This window comes from Reyranella soli, assembly GCF_007992495.1.
GTDB lineage: Bacteria > Pseudomonadota > Alphaproteobacteria > Reyranellales > Reyranellaceae > Reyranella > Reyranella soli.
On the sequence record NZ_BKAJ01000116.1, the window covers coordinates 1 to 20803 of the forward strand.

A 20803-nucleotide genomic window follows, 5' to 3' on the forward strand; every position below is an offset into this window, starting at 1 on the left:
CGCGCGTGGCATGACGCCGGTGCGCCATGTCCGCAATTATCGCGGCTTCGTCTTCGGCAAGCTTTCTGATGTCGGGCCGGACTTCGACGAATTCTTCGGCGAGGCGCTCTCGAGCATCGACAATATGGTCGACCGCTCGCCGGCCGGAAAATTGGAAGTGGCAGGCGGTGTGCTGCGCTACAGGCACGCCTGCAACTGGAAGATGCTGGTCGACAACCTGACCGACACCTGCCACCCGATGATCGCCCATCAGTCCTCGGCGGGCACGACAGTCGATGTATGGAAGTCGGCCCCGGCCGGCGCCAAGAAGCCGATGGCTGTCGAGATCTATGCGCCGTTCGCAAGCCCGTACGAGTTCTTCCAGACCATGGGCATCCGCATCTGGGACAACGGCCACGGCCATACCGGCGTGTCGCATTCCATCCATTCCGACTATTCGGCCGTGCCGGGATACTTCGACCAGATGACGGCGGCCTATGGCGAGGAACGTGCCAAAGCGATCCTGGGCGAGAACCGGCACAACACGGTCTATTTCCCCAACGTCACGGTGAAGGGGCCGATCCAGCTCTTGCGCCTCTTCAAGCCGGTCGCCGCCAACAAGACGCTGGTCGAATCGTGGGCGTTTCGTCTGGTGGGCGCGCCGGACATGCTGCTGGAGCGCACGGTGATGTACAACCGGCTGGTCAATGCGCCGACCTCGATCGTGGGCCATGACGATCTCGAAGTCTACGAGCGCGCCCAGGCGGGCCTGGCCAGCAACGGAAACGAATGGGTCAACATCCAGCGCCTCTATGCCGCCGACGAACCGGGGCAGCGCAACGTCGTGACTGACGGCACGTCGGAAGGGCAGATGCGCAACCAGTTCCGCGCCTGGACGAAATTCATGACCATGGGCGCGTGACGATGGCTTTCGTTCCGACCGACCAGCAGTTGATCGACTTCGTCGTGCGCGAATCGCGGCTTCTGGACCAGCAGCGCCTGGATGACTGGCTCGACCTCTTCACCGAGGACGGCCACTACTGGATGCCGGTCGAATGGGGCCAGACCGATCCCCGGCTCACCACCTCGCTGATGTACGAGGACAAGCTGCTGCTCAGGATCCGCGTCGACCGCCTGAAGGGCAAGGCGACCTACAGCCAGAGCCCCAAGAGCCGCTGCCACCACGTGCTGCAATTGCCGCAGGTCGACGAGCGCGACGACGGTGAACGGCACTACGTTACCTGGACGCCGATGCACTATATCGAAAGCCGGGCCGAGGAGCAGACACTCTACGCGGCCTGGGTGACGCACCATCTCACCACGATCGACGGTGCCCTGAAAATCCGGCTGAAGCGCGTCGACCTCATCAACTGCGATGCGGCGCTCGGCAGCATCCAGCTTTTTGTGTGAAGCGGCAGATGGCTGAACACACCCGTCATCCCGACCGGAGCCGAGCGCAGCGAGGCGTAGCGGAGGGACCTGTTCTGGAGACGCATCGACAAGACGAGGTCCCTCGACTGCGCCGCCCTTCGGGCGGCTTCGCTCGGGATGACGGAAAAGTAGTATGAGCACCCGGCAGCCCTACGACGGGATCGTCATCGCCGCGCCGGTCACCATCCCGTACCGGCGCTACTCGACCAACACCGCGCATTGGTGGGTCGGGCGCGCGGTGCGCGAAGTGCTCCAGCGCGCGGGCCTCAAGAGCGCCGACATCGACGGCTTGTCGCTGTCGAGCTTCACCGTCGGCCCCGACACCGCGGTCGGCCTCACCCAGCATCTCGGCTTGAGCCCGCGCTGGCTCGATCACGTGCCGCTGGGCGGCGCCAGCGGCGTCGTCGCCCTGCGTCGCGCGGCGCGCGCGGTGCAGTGTGGCGATGCCGAGTTCGTGGTCTGTGTCGCCGGTGACACCAACCAGGTCGATTCCTTCCGCCGTATGTTGTCGACCTTCTCGCGGTTCGCGCAAGATGCCGTCTATCCCTACGGTTCGGGCGGGCCCAATTCGGGCTTCGCGCTGATCACGCGCAACTACATGAAGCACTACGGCGCCACGCGCGAGGATTTCGGCAAGATCTGCGTTGCCCAGCGCGACAATGCCCTGAAGTTCCCTTATGCGCTGATGAAGAAGCCGCTGACGCTCGACGAATACCTCGGCGCGCGCGCCATTTCCGATCCCATCCATCTCTTCGATTGCGTCATGCCCTGCGCCGGCGCCGAGGCCTTCCTGGTCTGCCGCGAGGACGTGGCAAAAGGGCAGGGAATGCCGGCAGCGCGGCTGCTCGCCACCATCGAGCGCCACAACGCCTTTCCCGACGATCCCATCCAGTATCGCGGCGGCTGGGTGATGGACGTGCCGGAACTCTACGCCATGGCGGGGGTGACGGCCGATGACGTCGACTTCGTGCAGACCTACGACGACTATCCGGTGATCTGCATGATGCAGATGGAGGATTTGGGCTTCTGCGCCAAGGGCGAGGGCCCCGACTTCGTGCGTTCGCACACGCTCACCGCCGACGGCAGCTTTCCGCACAACGTCTCGGGCGGCCAGCTCTCGGTCGGCCAGGCCGGCGCGGCTGGCGGCTTCCTTGGCCTCGTCGAAGCCGTGCGCCAGGTCACCGGCGAATCGCTGGGTGCCGCCGTGCCCGACGCGAAGATCGGCCTGGTCTCGGGTTTCGGCATGATCACCTACGACCGCGGGTTGGCGAGCGGTGCGGCGCTGCTGGCGGGAGGCAACGCATGACCGAGCCGCTGGTCCGTCCCAAGCGCAAGAATCCGCTCAAGAAGACGCGCGTTCCGCTGCTGCCTCAGGGCGTGCGCAGCCGCACCGCGCTCGGCCTGACCGAGGCTGCCGCCGAAGGCCGCTTTCGCCTGCAAGTCTGCGCCGACTGCGCCGCGGTGATCTATCCGCCGCGCGACGCCTGCCCGCGCTGCCTGTCGGCGCGATTGCCGTTCCGCGATGTCGACAATCGCGGCACCTTGCTGGCGGAGACGACGATCCGCACCTCGACCGACGTCTATTTCCGTGAGCGCATGCCGTGGCGCATCGGCACGGTGCAGCTCGATGCCGGTCCCTCGATCGTGGCGCATCTGCACGGCGACCTGCGCGAGGGCGAGCGGACGCGGCTGGCATTGAAACTCGACAAATCGGGCCAGGCCATCGCCATGGCGCTGCCCGCGGAGGATACCCCGAACATGGCCGACGACCCGCAGTGGCGCGAGCTCACCTGCGATCCGAAATTCCGCCGCGTGCTGATCACCGACGGCCGCACCGCCGTCGGCCAGGCGCTGGCCGAGGCCTGCTCGAAGGCGGGCGCCAGCGTGGTGTTCGTCGGCATTGCCGATCCGTGGAAGCCGTTCCCCGGCGAGGAGAAGCTCAGGAAGCTCGAGCGCGTAGAGATCGTAGCGCTCGATCTCACCGACACGATCTCGGTCAACGAATGCGCCGGCGAGTACGCCCCGCGCGTCGATATCCTGATCAACACCGCCGAATACGTGCGCACCGGCGGCATCATCGAGCGCAAGGGGCTGACCGTTGCGCGCGAGGAGCTGGAAGTGCGCTATTTCGGCCTGACGCGACTGGCCCAGAGCTTCGGCCCGGTCCTGCGCGCGCGCGGTGCCGACGGCGTCAATTCGGCCGCCGCCTTCGTCAACCTGCTGTCCGTTTATGCGTTGGCGAACTGGCCGGCCTACGGCGCCTTCTCGGCGACCGAGGCGGCGTGCCTGTCGGCGGCACAGTCGCTGCGCGCCGAATTGCGGCCGGGCGGCGTGAAGGTGCTGAACGTCTTCTTTGGCCCGCTCGAGACCGAATGGTACCAGGCGGTGCCGCCGCCCAAGGTCGCGCCGTCGGCGCTGGCCAATGCGACCGTGCGCGCCCTGCAGCAGGGGCTGGAAGACGTTTTCGTGGGCGACATCGCCGAGGACATCCGCGCGCGCCTGGCCGTCAGTCCCAAGGCGCTCGAGCGCGAGCTCGGCTCATGAGCAGGAGCAGCGACATGGCTTCTTCCAACCTGGCAACCTTCGCCGGCGCCATCGCCCAGGGCGACATCGCCGTCGTCGATCTCACCCACACGCTGACGCCGGAGTTTCCCACCATCGTCATGCCGCCCGAGCTCGGCCAGTGCGCTCCCTTCCGCATGGAGGAGGTGTCGCGCTACGACGAGCGCGGTGGGGCCTGGTACTGGAACAACATCTCCATGGGCGAGCACACCGGCACGCACTTCGATGCGCCGGTGCACTGGATCTCCGGCAAGGACCTGCCGCACAACTCCGTCGACACGATCCCGCCCGGCGACTTCATCGCCCCGGCCGTGGTCATCGATATTTCCAAGCAGTCGGCCAAGAATTCCGACTACGAGCTCACGGTCGCCGACATCGAGGCGTGGGAGAAGCAGCATGGCCGAATCCCGTCGCGCAACTGGGTGCTGCTGCGCACCGACTGGTCCAAGCGCTCCGGTCGCGAATACGTCAACATGCAGGAGGACGGCCAGCACACGCCGGGCCCGTGTCCCAAGGCCGTGCGTTTCCTGGTCGAGGAGCGCGACGTGCACGGCCTTGGCACCGAGACCATCGGCACCGATGCGGGCCAGGCCTTCCATTTCAACCCGCCCTATCCCGCGCACTATTACATGCACGGCAAGGGCCGCTACGGCCTGCAGTGCCTGACCAATCTCGACCTGCTGCCACCGACAGGGGCTGTCATCCTGGCCGCGCCGCTGAAGATTCGCCGCGGCTCGGGCAGCCCTCTGCGCGTGCTGGCGCTGGTCCCGCGGAGTGCGGCGTGAGCCAAAGCACCGCCATCGTCACCGGCGCCAGCGGCGGCATCGGCGCCGCCATCGCCAAGGCGATGCTCGAGCGCGGCTATCACGTCGTGTCGCTGGCGCTCGACAAGCCCGACTGGTCGCATCCGCAGCTGGAAAGCCGCGCCGTCGATTTGTTCGACAGCAAGGCAACCGCGGAGGTGGCGACGGAAGTCGCGCGCGAGCATCGCGTCACGCATATCGTCCACAACGCCGGCGTCATCCGGCCCAATCCAGTCGAGCAGGCCAAGGCGCACGACATCGCGGCGCTGGCCCAGCTCCATCTCGGCGCCCCGTTGACCCTGCTGTCGGCCGTGCTGCCCGGCATGAAGGAAGCGGGTTTCGGCCGCGTCGTGTTGATCTCCTCGCGCGCGGCGCTGGGGGCGCAGGGCCGCACCGCCTATTCGGCGACCAAGGCCGGCATCATCGGCATGGGCCGCACCTGGGCGTTGGAGCTGGCGCCGCACGGCATCACCGTCAACATGGTGGCGCCCGGCCCGATCCAGGGCACGCACATGTTCCACGAGATCGTGCCGGCGGGCAGCGAGCGCGAGACGGCGCTTGCCAACGCCATCCCGATGAAGCGGCTGGGCAAGCCCGAGGACGTCGCCAACGCCGTGCTCTTCTTCGCGTCCGCCGAGTCTTCGTTCGTCACCGGCCAGGTCCTCTATGTCTGCGGCGGTGCCAGCGTCGGCACCCTTGTCATTTGAACAGCGTCATCTGAAGGAGTTGCCATGAGCGACGTCATCGTCAAACCGGCAGCCCCTCGGATGCGCGATCGCGTGAACCTGGACATGCCGCTCGCCGGCAAGGGCCATCTCGAGCTCCGGTTGTGGCTGCGCATGATCTCCTGCTCGATGAAGATGGAGAGCATCCTGAGCCAGCGCCTGCGCAAGGAGTTCAAGACATCGATGGCGCGCTTCGACGTGATGTCCCAGCTCGAACGCTTCCCCGATGGGCTCACCATGTCCGAGCTATCGCGCCGGCTGATCGTCTCCAACGGCGCCATCACCGGCCTGGTCGACAAGCTCGCCGCCGCCGGCCTGGTGACGCGTCGCGAGGATCCCAAGGACCGCCGCAGCACGATCGTGCGGCTGACCCGCAAGGGTCGCGACAATTTCCTGCGCATGGCACACCGGCACGAGGAGTGGGTGGTGTCGATCCTGGGCGAGCTGAGCTCGGAGGCGCAATCGGAGCTGCTGCAGAACCTGACCTTGCTGCAGCGCAATCTCGACCTGCATGTGAAGAGCTGACCGATGGATGCTGCGATGACGACGCGTGAACCGCTCGATGCCGGCCGCTTCTTCGCCCCCGACGATCGCAGTGTGGCCGTCATGCTGCAGGCCCAGGCCAGGAAGTTCGGCGCCAAGCCGCTGGTGCAGGCAGGCGAGACAAGCTGGAGCTTCGCCGAGGCGCCCGAGCTCGCGGCGCGCTCGGCCGGCCGGCTGCGCGCTGCCGGCGTAGGGCAGGGCGACCGCGTGGCGCTGATCTGCGAGAACCGCCCGGAGTTCATCGAGATCTTCCTCGGCGCCGCCTGGCTCGGCGCCATCCTGGTGCCGATCAACACCGCCTCGCGCGGCCTGCAGCTGCGCCACATCCTGGAGAATTCCGGCGCCCGGCTCATGGTGATCGAAGCGGCCTTGCTGGGCGCGCTGGAGCATGTCGATCTTGCGACCCTGCCGCTGGAGACGATCTGGGTCATCGATTCGACGACCGGCGCGAAGGCGCCGCCGATCGCCAGGCCTCTGCCGGCGTTGGGCGAGGCCGTGCCCGCGGCGTCGGTCCGGCCCAGCGACACGCTGGCGATCCTCTACACCTCCGGCACCACCGGCCCGTCGAAAGGCGTGTGCTGCCCGCATGCGCAGTTCTTCTGGTGGGGCGTCAACACGGCGCATCTGCTGGGCGTCAGCGGCGACGACATCCTGTGCACGACCCTTCCGCTGTTTCACACCAACGCGCTCAACACCTTCTTCCAGGCGCTGATCACGGGCGCGACGGCGATCTTCGAAAGCCGCTTCTCGGCATCAGCCTTCTTCACGACGCTGGCGGCACGGCGCTCGACCGTGACCTACCTGCTGGGCGCCATGGTGCCGATCCTGCTGTCGCGCGAGGCCGAGCCCGCGGAGCAGCAACATCGCACGCGCATTGCGCTGGCGCCCGGCGTGCCCGGCCATTTCCATGCCGACTTCACCAGGCGCACAGGCATCGCCCTGCTCGACGGCTACGGCTCGACCGAGACCAACTTCGTGATCGGCTCGCCGATTGCCAAGTGCAAGCCCGGCACCATGGGCCGCCTGTTCGAGGGTTTTTCCGCGCGCGTCGTCGATGACGAGGACAACGAGGTGCCGGACGGCACGCCGGGCGAGCTGATACTGCGCGCCGACGCGCCTTTTGCTTTTGCCACCGGCTATTTCGGCACGCCCGAGAAGACGGTCGAGGCCTGGCGGAACCTCTGGTTCCATAGCGGCGACCGCGTCATCCGTGAGCCCGACGGCTACTACAAGTTCGTCGATCGGCTGAAGGACGCGATCCGCCGGCGCGGCGAGAACGTCTCCTCCTTCGAGGTCGAGCAGGTGCTGCTGAGCCATCCCGAGATCGCCACCGCCGCCGCCTATCCGGTGCGCTCGGAGCTGGCCGAGGACGAGGTTATGGCGGCGATCGTGCGCCAGCCCGGCAGCGCGCTCGACGAGGTCTCGATCATCCGCTTCTGCGAGATGCGCATGCCTTACTTCGCCGTGCCGCGCTTCCTCGAGTTCGTCGACGTCCTGCCGGCAACGGAGAACGGCAAGATCCAGAAGTACAAGCTGCGCGAACGCGGCATCACCGGCCAGACCTGGGACCGCGAGGCCGCGGGGATCACCGTCAAGCGGCGATGATCAGATGAACATGTCGAGCTGATTGTAGTTCTTCAGCACCTTGGCGCGGGTCGCTTCGTTCCAGCGGTTTTCGTCCTCGCGGCCGATCATCGGCCGGTAGGCGTAGGGCGTCTCCTGCGGAAAGCGTTGCCGGCGCGCATCGATCGCGATCTGGAGGATGCGCGTGCGCGCCTCGATGCGCGTCAAGTCATAGGTCTCGACATTGCCGTTCAGGCGCTTGGTCGTGACGTTCAGCACGCGCTTGCGCGGGAAGAACCCGGCGTTCAGCGTGATGCGGCGGTCGGGCGAGCTGTTGGCGAAGGAGCCATGCACCAGCTGGCGGTTGGTCACGATCGTATCGCCGGCATCGCACAGCATGGGAACCGCGCCCTCGATGCGGTCGGAGCCGCTCTCGGCCACCATCCGCTTGATGTCGGCCTTGCCGCGCTTGTGGCTGCCGGGCAGCACCCAGACGCCGTTGCCGGCCGTGCTGGGATAGAGCTGGGTCATGAAGTTGAAGCCGTGCGCACCCTGGTCCCAGTCGGCCGCGTGCCAATGGGTCGTGCCGTCCTGGTGCCAGGCGACCGACGGGCCGAGCCCCGGTTCCTTGACGAAGGTCACTTCGTTGTAAGGCACGAAATCGTCGCCCAGGATCGAGGCCGCCGCAGTCAGCAGTCCGGGATGCCCGTAGAGGCGCAGGCAGGCGTCGCTGAGGTGAAGGTTGCCGTCGAGCAGCTCGACGGTCCAGGTCGGCGCATCCTTGCCCGGATCGGGTTGCAGCATGGCTGCGGGATGGCGGCCGTTGTTGGCGTCGGTGCCGCCGACCGGATCGCTCAACGGCTTGGCCCAGCGATAGGGCGGCTTCAGGATCCCGTGGTCGATCGTCGGTCGCCCCTGGTAGTCGATCGTCGCATCGGGCGTCACCGGCGCGCGCGACAACACGGCGTCGATGTCGGCACGTAGCTCCGCGAGTTCCTCGGGACCGGTAACACCCTGGAAGACGTAGAAGCCGTTCGCCCAGTACGATTCGAGGATCTCGGGAAGCAGCTTACCGTCGGCGCCGACCCGGATCGGGCCGCGATTGCCGAGCGCATAGGCGCGCGCCTCGGCGCGTTGGCCGTACTCGCTCATGGCGCGCACGTGGTCGACGGCGCTGAGCGGGGTGGGGGTGGCCTCGGTGGCGGTGGCGAGCGTCATGGCGGGCTCCCTAAAGAGAAGCGTGGCAAACGATATCCCGACTCGCGCCCGCCGACCAAGCGGCGCGGCATGCATCACTCGCATGGCGAAGCCGAGAGAATCTTCCTGCGAGATGGTGTAGACTTCAGCCGGGCCGGCGACGGTTCCAGGGGAAGGCGTCATGCGGTTGCTCGCCGCGGTGTTGTTGTGCGTCATCGGCTTGTCGGGCTCCATGCCGCAGATTCGGGCCACGGCAACGCCCCTGCCACACGATGCCTATGTCTGGCAGCGCGCCTGGACACCCCACGTGATTTCGAGCGTCAGCCGGTCATCGGACATCGTCCGTGCCTGGCGTCTCCTGTTGGCCGAGGCCGACGCATCGGGCCGCTGGACGGCGGTCAGCATTCCCTGGCCCGACATCCACGCCACGCACAGGCCGGTGATCGGCGTGATCCGCATCGACGGCCGGCTCGACGAGGCCCGGATACCGGCCATGCTCGATCAGGTCATGGCACGGATCGAGTCGGTGTCGGCGAGCCTCGCCGGCGTCGAGATCGACTACGACTGCCCGACCTCCAAGCTCGCGACCTACAGCCGCTTCCTTGCCGCGCTGCGGTCGCGCCTGGCGCCATCCCTGAAACTCTCGATCACGGCGCTGCCGACCTGGATGACCTCGGGCCAGCTCGAGCAACTGACGCGGAATCTCGACGAGATCGTGCTGCAGGTCCACGCCGTGGATGATCCGCGCCGCGGCCTGTTCGATTCGGACCAGGCCGAGCGCTGGGTGCGTGAGTTCGGCCGGCGCATCCACCGGCCTTTCCGCGTGGCGCTTCCCGCCTACGACGTGCGCGTGACCTGGCGGCCCGATGGACGGCTGGCCAGTGTCGAAGGCGAGATGCCCTTGCGCGCCGGCGCGACCAACGGCGAGGTGTTGCGCGCCTCGCCCGACGCCATCCTGAAATTCCTGAACGCCATGCGCCTTGGCGCGCCGGAAGGCCTTTTAGGCATCGCCTGGTTCCGGCTGCCGACCGACGCCGACTCCCGCGCCTGGAGTCTGCAGACGTGGCGGGCGGTGATCGCGGGCGAACTGCCGGCCGTCCGACTGAGCGCCGGTCTCGTGCCGGCTGAGCGCACCGATCTTTGGACGGTCACCTTGTCCAACGACGGGCCCGCTGATGCGGCGCTGCCGCGCCAGGTCCGCCTCGATCCGGCGTGTGAGGCCGCCGACGGCGCCAATGGCTTCAGGCTTGCCTCTGCCGGCGGGCCGCTGGTCCTCGAGGCGACTGGCAATGGCCGGCTGCGCGCCAATCGCAAACGCATCATCGGCTGGGCACGCTGCACTGAACCGGAAAGGGTACTCGATGTCGTTCAATAGGTTTGGCGTGATGGTCCTGGCGGCGGCAGCCTGCATCGGCGTCGCGCTGGCCTGTGGGCCGAACTTTCCTTGGCAGCTTCTGGACAGTCGCGAGGGGACGGTGAAAGCGCCTGTCGAGCTCAACTTCGCCTTCGAGATTTCGCGCCTTGTCGATACGCCCAAAGACAGCCTGCGCGCCGTCGAATCCGACGGGGCCGTCGACGATCAGGCCTTGGCCGCCGAGCGCGAGGAAATCCAGTCCGGTGCGTGGCGTGGCCTGATGCCCGCCGCCCCCAACGATTGGCTGCTGACCCGGCTCGAAAGGGCGCGCAGGGCCGAGAGCGGCGATGCAGCAAAGGCAGCTGCGGATGGTCTTCCCGTTGCGGTGGCGGACTACCTCGCCGGGGCCACCGAATTCAACGCCGGCCGCCTCGACGCGGCGATGGCTTACTTCCAGGCGATCGATCGCCTGCCGGCCGATCAGAGGAAGGTTCGCGCCGTCACCGCGGCCTACATGCGCGGTCGCGTCAACCAGCGGCTGGGGCAGTTTGCATCGGCCCGGGCCGACTTCCAGGCGGCGCGACGTTATGCCGAGGCGGGTGCTCCGGATCCCATGGGCCTTGCGGTCGCGAGCCTCGGCGAGGCGGCGCGCCTGGACCTGATCGAGGCGGGCCTGATCAAGTCGCCTTGGCCCGTGGACGTCGCGACCGACGACGCGGCCGCTCCTCGCCTGATCGCAAACGCGGTTCGTCTCTACGCCGAGCAGGCCAATCGCGGGTCGAAGGTTGGCTTGTTGTCCTTGGGCGAGGTGGCTCGACTGCTCATGGATCCGGACGTCGATCTTCGCCGCATCCTCGCCGAACCGATTGTCCGCCGGCTGCTCGTGGCCTATATCGCCTCGAAACAGCCCGACTACACCTGGGACGACACGACCGATCTCGACTCCATCGTTGCCGGCACGATCGAAGCCGTTCTGTCGCAGCCCGCGCCCGCGCCCGGGCCTGACCTCGATCGCCTCGCTGCGCTGGCGTATCAGGGTGGACGCTACGATCTTGCCGAGAAGCTGTCGGAGAAGGCGACCCAGCCATTGGGCCTGTGGGTGCGCGCCAAGCTTGCGTTACGCCGCGGCGATCGAGCCGACGCGGTGAAGGACTGGACGACTGCGTTGACGGCACTCGGTCAGGACGGTCGGACGCTGGACGATGACGCCAAGACCCGGCTGCGCGGTGAAGTCGCGGTGATGCGGTTGAGCCAGGGCGAATATCGCGATTCCCTGCAACTGCTGTTCCCTGTGGCCGAGACCTACTGGGGCGACGTCATCTACATCGCCGAACGCGTGCTGACGGTCGACGAGCTGAAGGCGTTCGTCGACGGCTTGCCAGCCCCATCCGCTCCGCAGGCCCAGTCTGATCGGCCCGATCCCGTGGCGAACCTGCGTGCCTTGCTGGCGCGGCGGCTGGTCCGGGTCGGGCGGACCAGCGAGGCGCTGGCCTATTTTCCGCCGCGGGCGCCGGGCGCGACGGCGGAAGAACGCAATCCGGACCGCGCCGATGTCGAGGATGCGCGCAACTACCTCGCCGCGCTTGAGGCCACGCGGGCGGGATGGTTCGAATGGCCGTGGCAACGAGTGTCCCGCGCCGAAGCCCTGTTCAAGCTGGCCAGGCTGACCCGTGTGAGGGGCATGGCGCTGATGGGAACGGAAGGCCCGCCCGATGAGACAGTCATGGACGGCGCCTTCGCCTCCGGCATCGGCCAGGCGAGCCCAAGCGGCGAGGACACATCACCGAGCCCGTTGCTTGGACCCGACGAGGCGAGCCGCTTTGCGGCCAGCGCCCCCAAGCCCGATATCCGGTTCCATTATCGCCCGATTGCCGCCGACCGGGCGCTCGCCGCTGCCGATCTGCTGCCGCAGCGATCGCAGGCTTATGCCGCCACGCTCTGCTGGGCGGCGCGCTACGCCATCGCCAGTCGCGACGAGGCCAAGGCCCAGGCGATCTATCAACGCTATATATCGACTGGCGCCTACCAGCCTTGGGCGAAAACGTTTGGCGGCACATGCCCGCCGCCCGATTTCGAGGCGGCGAAGACCTTCTGGCAGCGGCGCGTCACGGGCTGGATCGAGAAGACGGCGGGCTCGGCCTGGCGCCACATCGGTCTGGTACTTGCCGTGGTGGTTGGCGCCATGCTGCTGGCGGTAGTGGTCCGGCGCAGCCGCGCCGCTGCGCACCGGCACAGCTGAGCGTCAGAGGGCCCGCGGCGCTCCGTCCGGATTGACGGCGCGCCCGACATACTCCTCGGCGGTCGGCTGGTAAAGCTCCCACAGGAAGCGCAGATCCTGCAGTGGCCGCGGGCTGAGATCGACCCGCAGGTCGACGAAGGGGAAACTTTCCTGGTGCGCAACCACCAGGCCGGCCGACTTGATCTGCTTCAACTCGCCGCCGGCGGCATCGCCCGCCTCGATGGCGCGCATCAGGCGCTCGGCCAGGGGCTGGGCCTCGTTGGCTTCGAAGCTCTGCACCATGGCGTCGACGACGTCGGTGTTGCGCAAGATGTTGCCGACCGCCACGCAGTCGCCGCCGACGCGGCCTTTGCAGATCGAATAGATGTTACCGCCATTGAAGAAGGCCGCCTGGCCCTTGGCGTCGATGAGCGCGAGTTGCCTCCAACCGAGGCCGGGCTCGGTCTTCTCGAAGCCGCTGATGATGTCGGCGGGAGCCATCCCCTCGCGCAGCCGCGCCAGCATCTTGGGTCCGAGTCGCGGATCGGTGCGGTGCTGGGTCAGCACGGCTCCGACATTGGCCGAGGCATAGGCGCAACGTCCGCCGACCGCCATCGATGAGGTGGTGACGACGGCGCCCAGCATGCCGGTTCGGGCGCATCTTCCGGCGATCGAGAAGGTCATGGTTCAGTCCAGGATCTCATAGTGTGCTTCGGTGGTCGTGCCCGTCCGGCCGTTGATCGGCAGGATGTCCTGCGGGCAGGCCGACATGGCAACGATGCAGTCGAGCTCAGCGCGCAGGGTCACATGGTCGCCCGGTTTCGTGGTCGGCGGGTCGAAGGAGAGCCGGCCGTCGGCGGTCCAGGGGATGTTCATGAAGAGGTTGAGCGGGCTGGGGCATTCCGGCGGCGTGAGGCCGAGCGACTGCATCGCGGCGAACAGGTTGTCGGTGCAGTTGTCGTGATATTCCTTCACGCCCAGCAGGATGTAGCGCTCGCTGTCGCAGGCCGCGATCAGCGTGTCGTGGTCGCCGTGGCTGGTGTCCTCGGTCATGGTCAGGATCTTGCGCCGCCGGTTGGTGTAGAGACCGTCGCCGACCTTGGGACGAAGGCTCGTCAGCGTGGCGCGCGTGTGTTCCATGGACATGAACTCAGTCAGCATGCCCGCGGTGAAGGCCCAGGTGTCGACGACCTGGGCACCATGCGTGTTGACGATGCGGATCGACTGACCGCGTTTCACATGGGCTGCCTTGCCGCGACGGGCGGGGATGGTCTCCATTGACCGGTTTTCCTACACAGTTATTGCTTCACTGGATATCCAGGAGCGAATGGTGAAATCATCTCCTCAGAACGCGGCGCCACCAGACGCCGTGCAGCGACGCAAGGCGCCCGCGGTCGTCTGCTATTCCGTGGACAAGGTACCGCCATACGACCGGCAGTTCTATGAAACTGCGCGGCAGGGACTGACCAAGATCGGCGAAACCATTGTGCCGCCGCGCGAGGCCAGGACCTTCGAGGTCGCGGCCGGCCAGTTCTTCAGGATCGTCAGCATCGAAGGCCCGCAGGTCGGCGACCTGAATTTGTGGAACGCCCACGACCTGTCGGAGCGTTTCTTCAGCGGCAAGACGCGCGCGTTGCACGCCACCCATGTCAGCACAGGGGACAGGCTGTGGAGCACGCTGCCTACCCTGCGGCCGCTGGCGACCATCACCCACGACACGCTCGACTGGTACGGCTGGGACGACGACGGCGGCGGCGTGCATGACGTCATCGGCACGAGGTGCGATCCCTATACCCAGCTGCTGCTGGGCGGCGACGAATACCATCACTGCTGCCATTCCAACCTGACGCGGGCGCTCGCCGGCCACGAAGGGCTGGCGGTTTCTGCCGCGGAGCGCCACGTGCACGACGTACTGAACGTCTTCATGTGCACGGGCTTCACGCACGACACGCATCAGTATTTCATGAAGGCCAGTCCGGTGCGGCCGGGCGATTTCATCGAGTTCTTTGCCGAGATCGACCTGCTGGGCGCCTTGTCCGCCTGTCCCGGCGGCGATTGCAGCAGCAGTCATTCGAGTGACGCGGCGAAATGCTATCCGCTCAAGGTTGAGGTCTACCAGCCGAACGAGGCGGCCCTGGCGAAATGGCAGTCACCCGAGAAGAGTCGATACTCGCGTCGTCATGGCGCATAGCCGGTCGACGAGGTCGGCAGCCGGCGCTGACCGTGGCCCAGCGTCATGGCTTGCCAGACGCCGTCGCGCCGCACCCAGGCATGGAACAGCGCCGCGCCCAGGTGCGCGAGTATGATGGCGAAGAGCGTCATGGCGAGAACGGTGTGAGCCTGGCGCAGGAAAGTGAACAGTGGCCCGTCGATGGGAGCGATGGGCGGAAGCACAAATGTGCCGAACAGCTGGACCGGATATCCGCCGGCCGACAGCATAGCCCAGCCGATGATCGGCAGGGCGAACATCAGGACATAGAGCAATAGATGTGACAGGTGCGCCGCCATCCGCTGCGGGATCGGCAGGTCGGCGGGCAATGCGGGCGCGGGATAGGCCAGCCGGATGCACAGCCTGATCGCCGCCAGGCAAAGGATCAAGATGCCGAGCGGCTTGTGCAGGTCGATCAGCCAGGTACGCATCTCCGACACCGTCGACACCATGCCGACGCCGATGAACAGCATCGCCAGGATGCAGATGGCCATCAACCAATGCAGCAGCCGGAACGCCAACGGGAAACGCGTTGCGGGTGATGTCATGGCCGTGCCCTCCGTGCCTCGGGATCATCGGCCAAGGCACTCGGCTTGCCGTGCTCGCCGTCGCGCCGCGCCAGCGACGAGGCGTAGGCGCCGGAGCGCGCCGGCAGCAGCGGATCGTCGGACGGCGCTATGCCGGACGGCAGAATCAACGGGTCGAAAGTGATGCTCCGGCAGTCACCGTTCTCCTCGGTCAGTGCGCGGTCGATCGCCAGTGTGCCGACATCGACCCGGTTCCGATTCGCCGGCCACACCGTGGTCGCATCGTCGGTCGGGTCGCCCGGCTCGGCGATGGTCACGATCAGGTGCCAGCGCAGCGGATTGCGGGTGAGCCGAGCGATGACGTCGTCGAACAGGAAGTTCGCCGGCCGCGCGCCGAGCGTCGCCTTGTCGATCGCCTCGAACGGCGTTTCCGGCTCGAACGACCAGCGGACCATCCAGGTCTTGCCGGTGTCGTCGATGAAGCGAAAGGCGTTGATGCTGTAAAAGGTCTCATTGGCGAAGCTCGTCGACAATGGCGTGTCCTGTTGCCAGCGCACGAAGGCGCGGGTCTCCGGATGCTCGGCCATGTAGGTGTCGACCAGCGCAGGATCGGGCTTGCCTGTCTTGGGATCGGGCGTCGTGGCGCGCTGGAAGTCGACGAAAGCCTGAGGCGTCGCCACCGGGAAGATCGGCGTGTCGTCCAGCGCCATGCGCCATTGCTCGCCGTCCGCCTGGGTGAGGCTGAGCGCCAGCGAGCGGAAGGCAAGGCGGCCGTCGGCCGCATAAGGCTGGCCGCCGCCGGTCGAGAAGCGACCGATCACCGGGCTGTCGGACTTGGCGAAGATCCCGGCCTTGGACAGCAAGGCGCCGTTGCCGTTGCTCGAGAACGATCCTTCGATGCACAGGCCCTTGGCATGGGCGCGCCGGAATCCGGGATGCCGGCCGTCATGGGCCTCCAGAGCATCGACGATGGTAGCTGCTCTGAGCCGGTGCGGTGGCAGCCATCCGGCAGCGATGGCGAAGACCGCGCTCAGCACAAGAAGGACGCCGCCGATCGCGAGCAGGCGCAACGCAACGGGCAGGGTGAGGCGCGTCATGGTCGACCTCGACGGACGTGAAGAGGGGGCGCCGGGCGGCTGGGGAGGCAGGGGATGCCGCCCGGCGCCGAGGCGTGAACCATGGGGGGAAGTTCACGCCTCGAGGGAAATAGAGTCAGGGTCACGTGCGGATCTCGACCCGATCGCCGTCTGAAAGCTCGACGGCGGGATTGAGGACCACGCGGTCGCCGGCTTTCACGCCGTCCACGACCTCGACCTCGGTGCCGCGGTCGCGCGCGATCGATATCTTGCGCAGATGCGCCACGCCGTTCTCGACGACGGCCACCTGCACGCCGTTGCGGTTGAAGATGATCGCGCCCGCCGGCACGGTGACGCTCGCCGTCTTGCGCGGAATATGCAGCTCGGCGGTGGCGTAGATGCCGGCCGACAGGAGGCCGTCGGGATTGGGAATGTCGATCTCGACCAACAGCGTACGTGTGCCGGGCTGCAATGCATCGGCGATGCGCGTCACCTTGCCGGGGAAGGGGTGGTCCGGCAGTTCGGGGACGCGGATCACCGCGTCGATGCCGGGCGCCACGCCAGCGGCGGCATCCTGCGGCACGTAGACCTGGGTGCGGATGACGTTGCTCTGCAGGATGGTGAACATGAAGGTGCTGTTGACGGCGTCGGCCTGCACCAGGCTGCCGATGTCGATGTTGCGCTGGGTGATGACGCCGTCGAACGGCGCCACCACGCTCTGGTAGGCCTTCTGCTGCTGGAGCACCTGCAACGCCGACTGCTGGGCCACGACGTTGGCTTCGGCGACGCTCACCGCGGCCTCGTTGGCACGCAGCGTCTGCACGTCGATCGTGCCCTGCTGCTTGGGTATCCAGCCTTCCTTGACCAGCGGCTCGTCGCGCCGCCAGGTAACGCTTGCCAGCTTCTGATTGGCGCGCGCCTGCTTGGCGGCCGCCTCGAGCTGGCTGAGCGTCGCATCGGCCTGCGAGATCTGGTGGTCGAGCTCGGGCGCCACGATGGTGGCGAGCTGATCGCCCGCCTTGACGTGATCGCCGATGTCGACCGAGCGCGTGGCGATGTATCCGCTGGCGCGGGCCAGGATGTTGGCCGCAGCGAAGGCCGAAGTCGTGGCCGGCAGGCTGACGACCAGCTCACCGCTCGTCGCGGCCACCGTGGCCACGCGCACCTGTGGCACGAAGCTCTGCCGGAACTCGGTGTTCGCCACCGCCGCTTCCTCGCGGGCGTAAAGCTTCCATCCACCCAGGGCGAACGTCCCCGCGACCACCGCCGCGACGGCCGCCGCCATCAATATGCCTCGGTACCTCATGGGACCTCCTCGAAGACGGCGCCGTTCAAGCGGCCGGCGCCGGCGCGCAACTTGGCGAACAGCCAGGGCACGACCAGCAGGGTCGTCGGCGTGGCGAACAGCAGCCCGCCGATGACGGCGCGCGCCAGGGCCGCGTTCTGCTCCTCACCGGCAGCGCCGATCGCCATCGGCACCATGCCGACGATCATCGCCGCCGCCGTCATCAGCACCGGCCGGATACGGGTGTGGCCGGCAGAGATCGCCGCTTCGAGAACGCTCATGCCGGCCTGGGTCTGCTCGCGCGCGAAGGTCACGAGCAGGATCGAGTTCGCCGAGGCGACGCCGATGGCCATGATGGCGCCCATCAGCGAGGGCACGCTGAGCGACGTGCCGGTGGCGAACAGCATGGTGAGGATGCCGCAGAAGGTCGCCGGCAGGGCGAGCAACACGACCAGCGGATCGCCGAAGTTCTGGTAGTTGACGACCATTAGCAGGTAGACCAGCACCGCCGCGAAGACGAGCCCGATGCCGAGATTGGTGAAGGAGTCGTTCATGCTCTGGATCTGGCCGACCACCTGGATGGTGTTGCCGGGCGCCAGCGTCTTCTGCAGGTCGGCGACGATCGCCTGGATCTGGTCGGACACGCGGCCGAGATCGCGGCCCTGCACGCTGGCATAGACTTCGTAGACCGGCTGGATGTTCGCCTGGTTGCTGTTGGTCGGCATGCTGTCGCGCCGCACCGTCGCGACGTTGCTGAGCAGGCCCGGCACGGGGACGCCCGGCACGTTGGTGTCGGTGGCGATGGCCGAGGACACCGGCGTGTTGGCGAGGTCGTTCAGCGAGGCGACCTGGCGTTCGGGCGTCTGGACGGCGATGTAGTAGGGAATGCCGCTTGTCGGATCGGTCCAGAAGTTCGGCGTGACCTGCTCCGACGAGCTGAGACTGACGTTGACATTGCTGGCGATGGTGTTGGCGTTCAGCCCAAGCTGGGCCGCCCGCGTGCGGTCGATCTCGGCAAAGAAGGACGGGGCGTCGACCTCTTGCTGCAGATGGGCATCGACGAGGCCCGGTATGCTCGCCATGCGCCGCCTGAGCTCGTGGGCAACCTTGAGGTTGTTGGCGCGGTCGTAGCCCACCGTGCGAACGTCGATCTGCGCCGGCAGGCCGAAATTCAGGATCTGCGTCACCATGTCGGCCGCCTGGAAGTAGAAGACGGCTTGCGGGAAGGCGCCCGGCAGCTCGTGCCTCAGCTTGCGCACGTAATCTTCGGTCGGTGCATGGCCGTCCTTCAGGGCCACCAGGATGACGCCGTCGTTGACGCCGATCGTCGAGCCGTCGGTGAAGGCGAGGTTGTAGGGCCGCGCCGGCAAGCCGATGTTGTCGACGATCAGTTCGCGGTCGGACTCGGGGATGGCCTCGCGGATCTTGTCCTCGATCGCCTGGAACAGGTGTTCGGTGGCCTCGATCCGGGTGCCGGCCGGCGCGCGGACATGCAGCTGGATGCGGCCACCGTCGATCACCGGGAAGAAGTCGCGCCCGACCAGGGTGAACAGCACCGCGCAGCTTGCCAACACCAGGACGGCGATGGACGGCACGATGAACCGGTGGCCGAGCAGGACCTTCAGCAACTCGACGTACTGCCGCCGCATGGCCTCGAAGCCGCGCTCGAAAGCGTGATGCGTGGCGCTGAACAGGCGGCCGAGCCGGCTCGTCGGCGGCGCGTGGCTCTCGCCCTTGGTCAGCAGCCCGATGGTGATCGGCGTCAGGGTCCGCGACAGGCCATAGGAGGCGAGCATGGCGAATACGACGGCCAGGCCCAGCGGTGTGAAGAGGTACTTCGCCGGGCCGTCGAGGAAGACGACCGACGTGAACACCGAGCTGATGGCAAGCGTCGAGACGAGGGTGGGGATGGCGATGCCGGCGGCGCCGTGCAGGGTCGCCTGCGGCAGCGGCTGGTGCTCCTCGGTGAGCAGGCGATGCGTGTTCTCGATCGTGACCGTGGAATCGTCGACCAGGATGCCGACCGCGAGCGCCAGGCCGCCCAAGGTCAGAGTGTTGATGGTCTCGCCCAGGAAGTAGAGCGCGACCAGCGACGACAGGATCGACAACGGAATGGAGATCATCACGACCAGCGTCGATCGCCATGAACCCAGGAACAGCAGGATCATCAGCGCGGTCAGCGCGGCCGCAATCGCGCCCTCGCGCACCACACCGACCAGCGCCTGCTTGACGAACACCGACTGGTCGAACAGCTCGTTGATCTCGAGGCCCGGCGGGGCGGCTTTGCGGATCGTCTGCAGGGCGTCCTTGACGGCATCGACGACCTGCAGTGTCGAGGCGTTGCCGTTCTTGATGATGCTGAGCAGGATCGAGCGCTTGCCGTCCTTGCGCACGACGTTCTGTTGCACCAGCCAGCCGTCATGGACCTGCCCGACGTCCTTCACGAACACGGTGGCGCCGTTCACCACCTTGATCGGAATGTCGTTCAGCGCGTCGATCGAAGTGGGCATTTCGTTGGTGTGCACGACATACTGGCGGTCGCCGATCTTGGCGGTGCCCGACGGCACGGTGAGGTTCTGGGCGTTGACGGCGTTCACGACGTCGAGCGGCGTCAGGCCCTTGGCCACCAGCTTGGCGGGGTCGATGTCGACCATGATCTGGCGGTACTTGCCGCCGGCTGGCGTCGGCAGGGTGACGCCGGGGATGGGCGCGAGCTGCTGGCGCACACGGTAGATGCCGTAGTCATAGAGTTGTTGCTCGTTCAGCGTGTCGGAGGAGAGGCTGATCTGCAGGACCGGCACGCTCGAGGCGTTGAACTGCACGACGACGGGCGGCTGGATGCCGGGCGGCATCAGGGCCCGGATGGAATTGGTCCCGGCCACGATCTGGGAGATGGCGAGGTCGAGATTTACGTCGGGTTGGAAGTAGATCTTCTGCACCGACAGGCCCGCCATGGTCTGGGCCTCAACGTTCTTGATGCCGCTGACGTTGGCCGAGATGGCGTACTGGCTGTAGGTGGTGACGCGCTGCTCCATCTCCGGCGTGTTGAGCCCGGTGTAGCTCCAGATCACCGTCACCACCGGGATCTTGATCTCGGGGAAGATGTCGGTGCGCATGGTCCATGCGGCGATGCTGCCGAGGAACAGGATCAGCGCGGCCGCGACGTAAAATGTGTAAGGAAATCGCAGCGCGAACCGAACCAGCCCCATGACGCTCCTGTTCCCCTGCCTCGAGGATTGGATGTCGCCAATAGAAGCCCTGCTGCGGGACTTTCCCATTCATACGCGCGGTGCATGGCTCCATACCTAAGTATGAGAGACGGCGGGCACCT

Annotated in this window: 18 protein-coding genes; 11 read left to right on the top strand and 7 right to left on the bottom strand. The window is 66.9% G+C overall.

The window, feature by feature from the left end:
• The 8 genes from RSO01_RS30730 to RSO01_RS30765 form a co-directional block, all read left to right on the top strand.
• A partial coding sequence (locus tag RSO01_RS30730; RefSeq protein WP_147154386.1) for an RHO alpha subunit C-terminal catalytic domain-containing protein occupies positions 1-901 on the top strand: 901 nt, incomplete at its 5' end.
• Between the two features lie 2 nt (positions 902-903).
• Positions 904-1389 carry an aromatic-ring-hydroxylating dioxygenase subunit beta gene (locus tag RSO01_RS30735; protein ID WP_147154387.1) on the top strand — a complete coding sequence of 162 codons (486 nt, stop codon included), beginning with the start codon at positions 904-906 and terminating at the stop codon, positions 1387-1389.
• A gap of 154 nt (positions 1390-1543) precedes the next feature.
• The gene (locus RSO01_RS30740) at positions 1544-2716 is read left to right on the top strand and encodes a thiolase family protein (RefSeq protein ID WP_147154388.1); all 1173 of its coding nucleotides are present in this window, start codon (positions 1544-1546) and stop codon (positions 2714-2716) included.
• Positions 2713-3954, top strand: coding sequence for an SDR family NAD(P)-dependent oxidoreductase (locus RSO01_RS30745; protein WP_147154389.1), 1242 nt, complete (start codon positions 2713-2715; stop codon positions 3952-3954). The genes RSO01_RS30740 and RSO01_RS30745 overlap by 4 nt, the downstream gene beginning before the upstream one ends.
• A 14-nt stretch (positions 3955-3968) precedes the next feature.
• On the top strand, positions 3969-4757 hold the full coding sequence (locus RSO01_RS30750) for a cyclase family protein (RefSeq protein WP_147154390.1): 789 nt from the start codon (positions 3969-3971) through the stop codon (positions 4755-4757).
• On the top strand, positions 4754-5482 hold the full coding sequence (locus tag RSO01_RS30755) for an SDR family oxidoreductase (protein WP_147154391.1): 729 nt from the start codon (positions 4754-4756) through the stop codon (positions 5480-5482). Before RSO01_RS30750 ends, RSO01_RS30755 begins: the two co-directional genes overlap by 4 nt.
• Before the next feature lie 24 nt (positions 5483-5506).
• Positions 5507-6025: a MarR family winged helix-turn-helix transcriptional regulator gene (locus tag RSO01_RS30760; protein WP_147154392.1), complete on the top strand. Its 519-nt coding sequence runs from the start codon at positions 5507-5509 to the stop codon at positions 6023-6025.
• 15 nt (positions 6026-6040) lie between these two features.
• Positions 6041-7648: an ATP-dependent acyl-CoA ligase gene (locus RSO01_RS30765; RefSeq protein ID WP_147154393.1), complete on the top strand. Its 1608-nt coding sequence runs from the start codon at positions 6041-6043 to the stop codon at positions 7646-7648.
• Here RSO01_RS30765 and RSO01_RS30770 read toward each other — a convergent pair whose 3' ends face one another.
• Positions 7649-8824 carry a phytanoyl-CoA dioxygenase family protein gene (locus tag RSO01_RS30770; RefSeq protein WP_170303487.1) on the bottom strand — a complete coding sequence of 392 codons (1176 nt, stop codon included), beginning with the start codon at positions 8822-8824 and terminating at the stop codon, positions 7649-7651.
• Positions 8825-8984: 160 nt separating this feature from the next.
• On the opposite strand from RSO01_RS30770, the gene RSO01_RS30775 reads away from it, so the two are divergent.
• The gene (locus RSO01_RS30775) at positions 8985-10178 is read left to right on the top strand and encodes a DUF3142 domain-containing protein (RefSeq protein ID WP_147154395.1); all 1194 of its coding nucleotides are present in this window, start codon (positions 8985-8987) and stop codon (positions 10176-10178) included.
• A gap of 10 nt (positions 10179-10188) precedes the next feature.
• Complete coding sequence (locus RSO01_RS30780; RefSeq protein WP_147154396.1) at positions 10189-12396, top strand: YfgM family protein; 2208 nt, start codon at positions 10189-10191, stop codon at positions 12394-12396.
• A 3-nt stretch (positions 12397-12399) separates the two neighbouring features.
• On the opposite strand, the gene RSO01_RS30785 is transcribed toward RSO01_RS30780, so the two are convergent.
• Complete coding sequence (locus RSO01_RS30785) at positions 12400-13059, bottom strand: DUF1028 domain-containing protein (protein WP_147154397.1); 660 nt, start codon at positions 13057-13059, stop codon at positions 12400-12402.
• Positions 13060-13062: 3 nt separating this feature from the next.
• A complete protein-coding gene (locus tag RSO01_RS30790) occupies positions 13063-13653 on the bottom strand; it encodes a DUF1989 domain-containing protein (RefSeq protein ID WP_147154398.1) in 591 nt (196 codons plus the stop codon).
• Between the two features lie 49 nt (positions 13654-13702).
• On the opposite strand from RSO01_RS30790, the gene RSO01_RS30795 reads away from it, so the two are divergent.
• On the top strand, positions 13703-14566 hold the full coding sequence (locus tag RSO01_RS30795) for an urea carboxylase-associated family protein (RefSeq protein WP_147154399.1): 864 nt from the start codon (positions 13703-13705) through the stop codon (positions 14564-14566).
• Here the strand turns inward: RSO01_RS30795 and RSO01_RS30800 are convergent.
• The 4 genes from RSO01_RS30800 to RSO01_RS30815 form a co-directional block, all read right to left on the bottom strand.
• Entirely contained in the window at positions 14554-15132 is a 579-nt protein-coding gene (locus RSO01_RS30800) for a cytochrome b (RefSeq protein ID WP_147154400.1), read from the bottom strand. The two genes, RSO01_RS30795 and RSO01_RS30800, sit on opposite strands and share 13 nt — an antisense overlap.
• Positions 15129-16208, bottom strand: coding sequence for a catalase family peroxidase (locus RSO01_RS30805; protein ID WP_147154401.1), 1080 nt, complete (start codon positions 16206-16208; stop codon positions 15129-15131). The genes RSO01_RS30800 and RSO01_RS30805 overlap by 4 nt, the downstream gene beginning before the upstream one ends.
• Before the next feature lie 121 nt (positions 16209-16329).
• A complete protein-coding gene (locus RSO01_RS30810) occupies positions 16330-17493 on the bottom strand; it encodes an efflux RND transporter periplasmic adaptor subunit (RefSeq protein ID WP_147154402.1) in 1164 nt (387 codons plus the stop codon).
• Positions 17490-20681: an efflux RND transporter permease subunit gene (locus tag RSO01_RS30815; RefSeq protein WP_147154403.1), complete on the bottom strand. Its 3192-nt coding sequence runs from the start codon at positions 20679-20681 to the stop codon at positions 17490-17492. The genes RSO01_RS30810 and RSO01_RS30815 overlap by 4 nt, the downstream gene beginning before the upstream one ends.
• Between the last annotated feature and the right edge of the window lie 122 nt (positions 20682-20803).

Coding starts and splice junctions, on each gene's coding strand:
- RSO01_RS30735 (WP_147154387.1), top strand. CDS start 904: ATGGCTTTCGTTCCGACCGACCAGCAGTTGATCGACTTCGTCGTGCGC.
- RSO01_RS30740 (WP_147154388.1), top strand. CDS start 1,544: ATGAGCACCCGGCAGCCCTACGACGGGATCGTCATCGCCGCGCCGGTC.
- RSO01_RS30745 (WP_147154389.1), top strand. CDS start 2,713: ATGACCGAGCCGCTGGTCCGTCCCAAGCGCAAGAATCCGCTCAAGAAG.
- RSO01_RS30750 (WP_147154390.1), top strand. CDS start 3,969: ATGGCTTCTTCCAACCTGGCAACCTTCGCCGGCGCCATCGCCCAGGGC.
- RSO01_RS30760 (WP_147154392.1), top strand. CDS start 5,507: ATGAGCGACGTCATCGTCAAACCGGCAGCCCCTCGGATGCGCGATCGC.
- RSO01_RS30765 (WP_147154393.1), top strand. CDS start 6,041: ATGACGACGCGTGAACCGCTCGATGCCGGCCGCTTCTTCGCCCCCGAC.
- RSO01_RS30770 (WP_170303487.1), bottom strand. CDS start 8,824: ATGACGCTCGCCACCGCCACCGAGGCCACCCCCACCCCGCTCAGCGCC.
- RSO01_RS30775 (WP_147154395.1), top strand. CDS start 8,985: ATGCGGTTGCTCGCCGCGGTGTTGTTGTGCGTCATCGGCTTGTCGGGC.
- RSO01_RS30780 (WP_147154396.1), top strand. CDS start 10,189: ATGGTCCTGGCGGCGGCAGCCTGCATCGGCGTCGCGCTGGCCTGTGGG.
- RSO01_RS30785 (WP_147154397.1), bottom strand. CDS start 13,059: ATGACCTTCTCGATCGCCGGAAGATGCGCCCGAACCGGCATGCTGGGC.
- RSO01_RS30790 (WP_147154398.1), bottom strand. CDS start 13,653: ATGGAGACCATCCCCGCCCGTCGCGGCAAGGCAGCCCATGTGAAACGC.
- RSO01_RS30795 (WP_147154399.1), top strand. CDS start 13,703: ATGGTGAAATCATCTCCTCAGAACGCGGCGCCACCAGACGCCGTGCAG.
- RSO01_RS30800 (WP_147154400.1), bottom strand. CDS start 15,132: ATGACATCACCCGCAACGCGTTTCCCGTTGGCGTTCCGGCTGCTGCAT.
- RSO01_RS30805 (WP_147154401.1), bottom strand. CDS start 16,208: ATGACGCGCCTCACCCTGCCCGTTGCGTTGCGCCTGCTCGCGATCGGC.
- RSO01_RS30810 (WP_147154402.1), bottom strand. CDS start 17,493: ATGAGGTACCGAGGCATATTGATGGCGGCGGCCGTCGCGGCGGTGGTC.
- RSO01_RS30815 (WP_147154403.1), bottom strand. CDS start 20,681: ATGGGGCTGGTTCGGTTCGCGCTGCGATTTCCTTACACATTTTACGTC.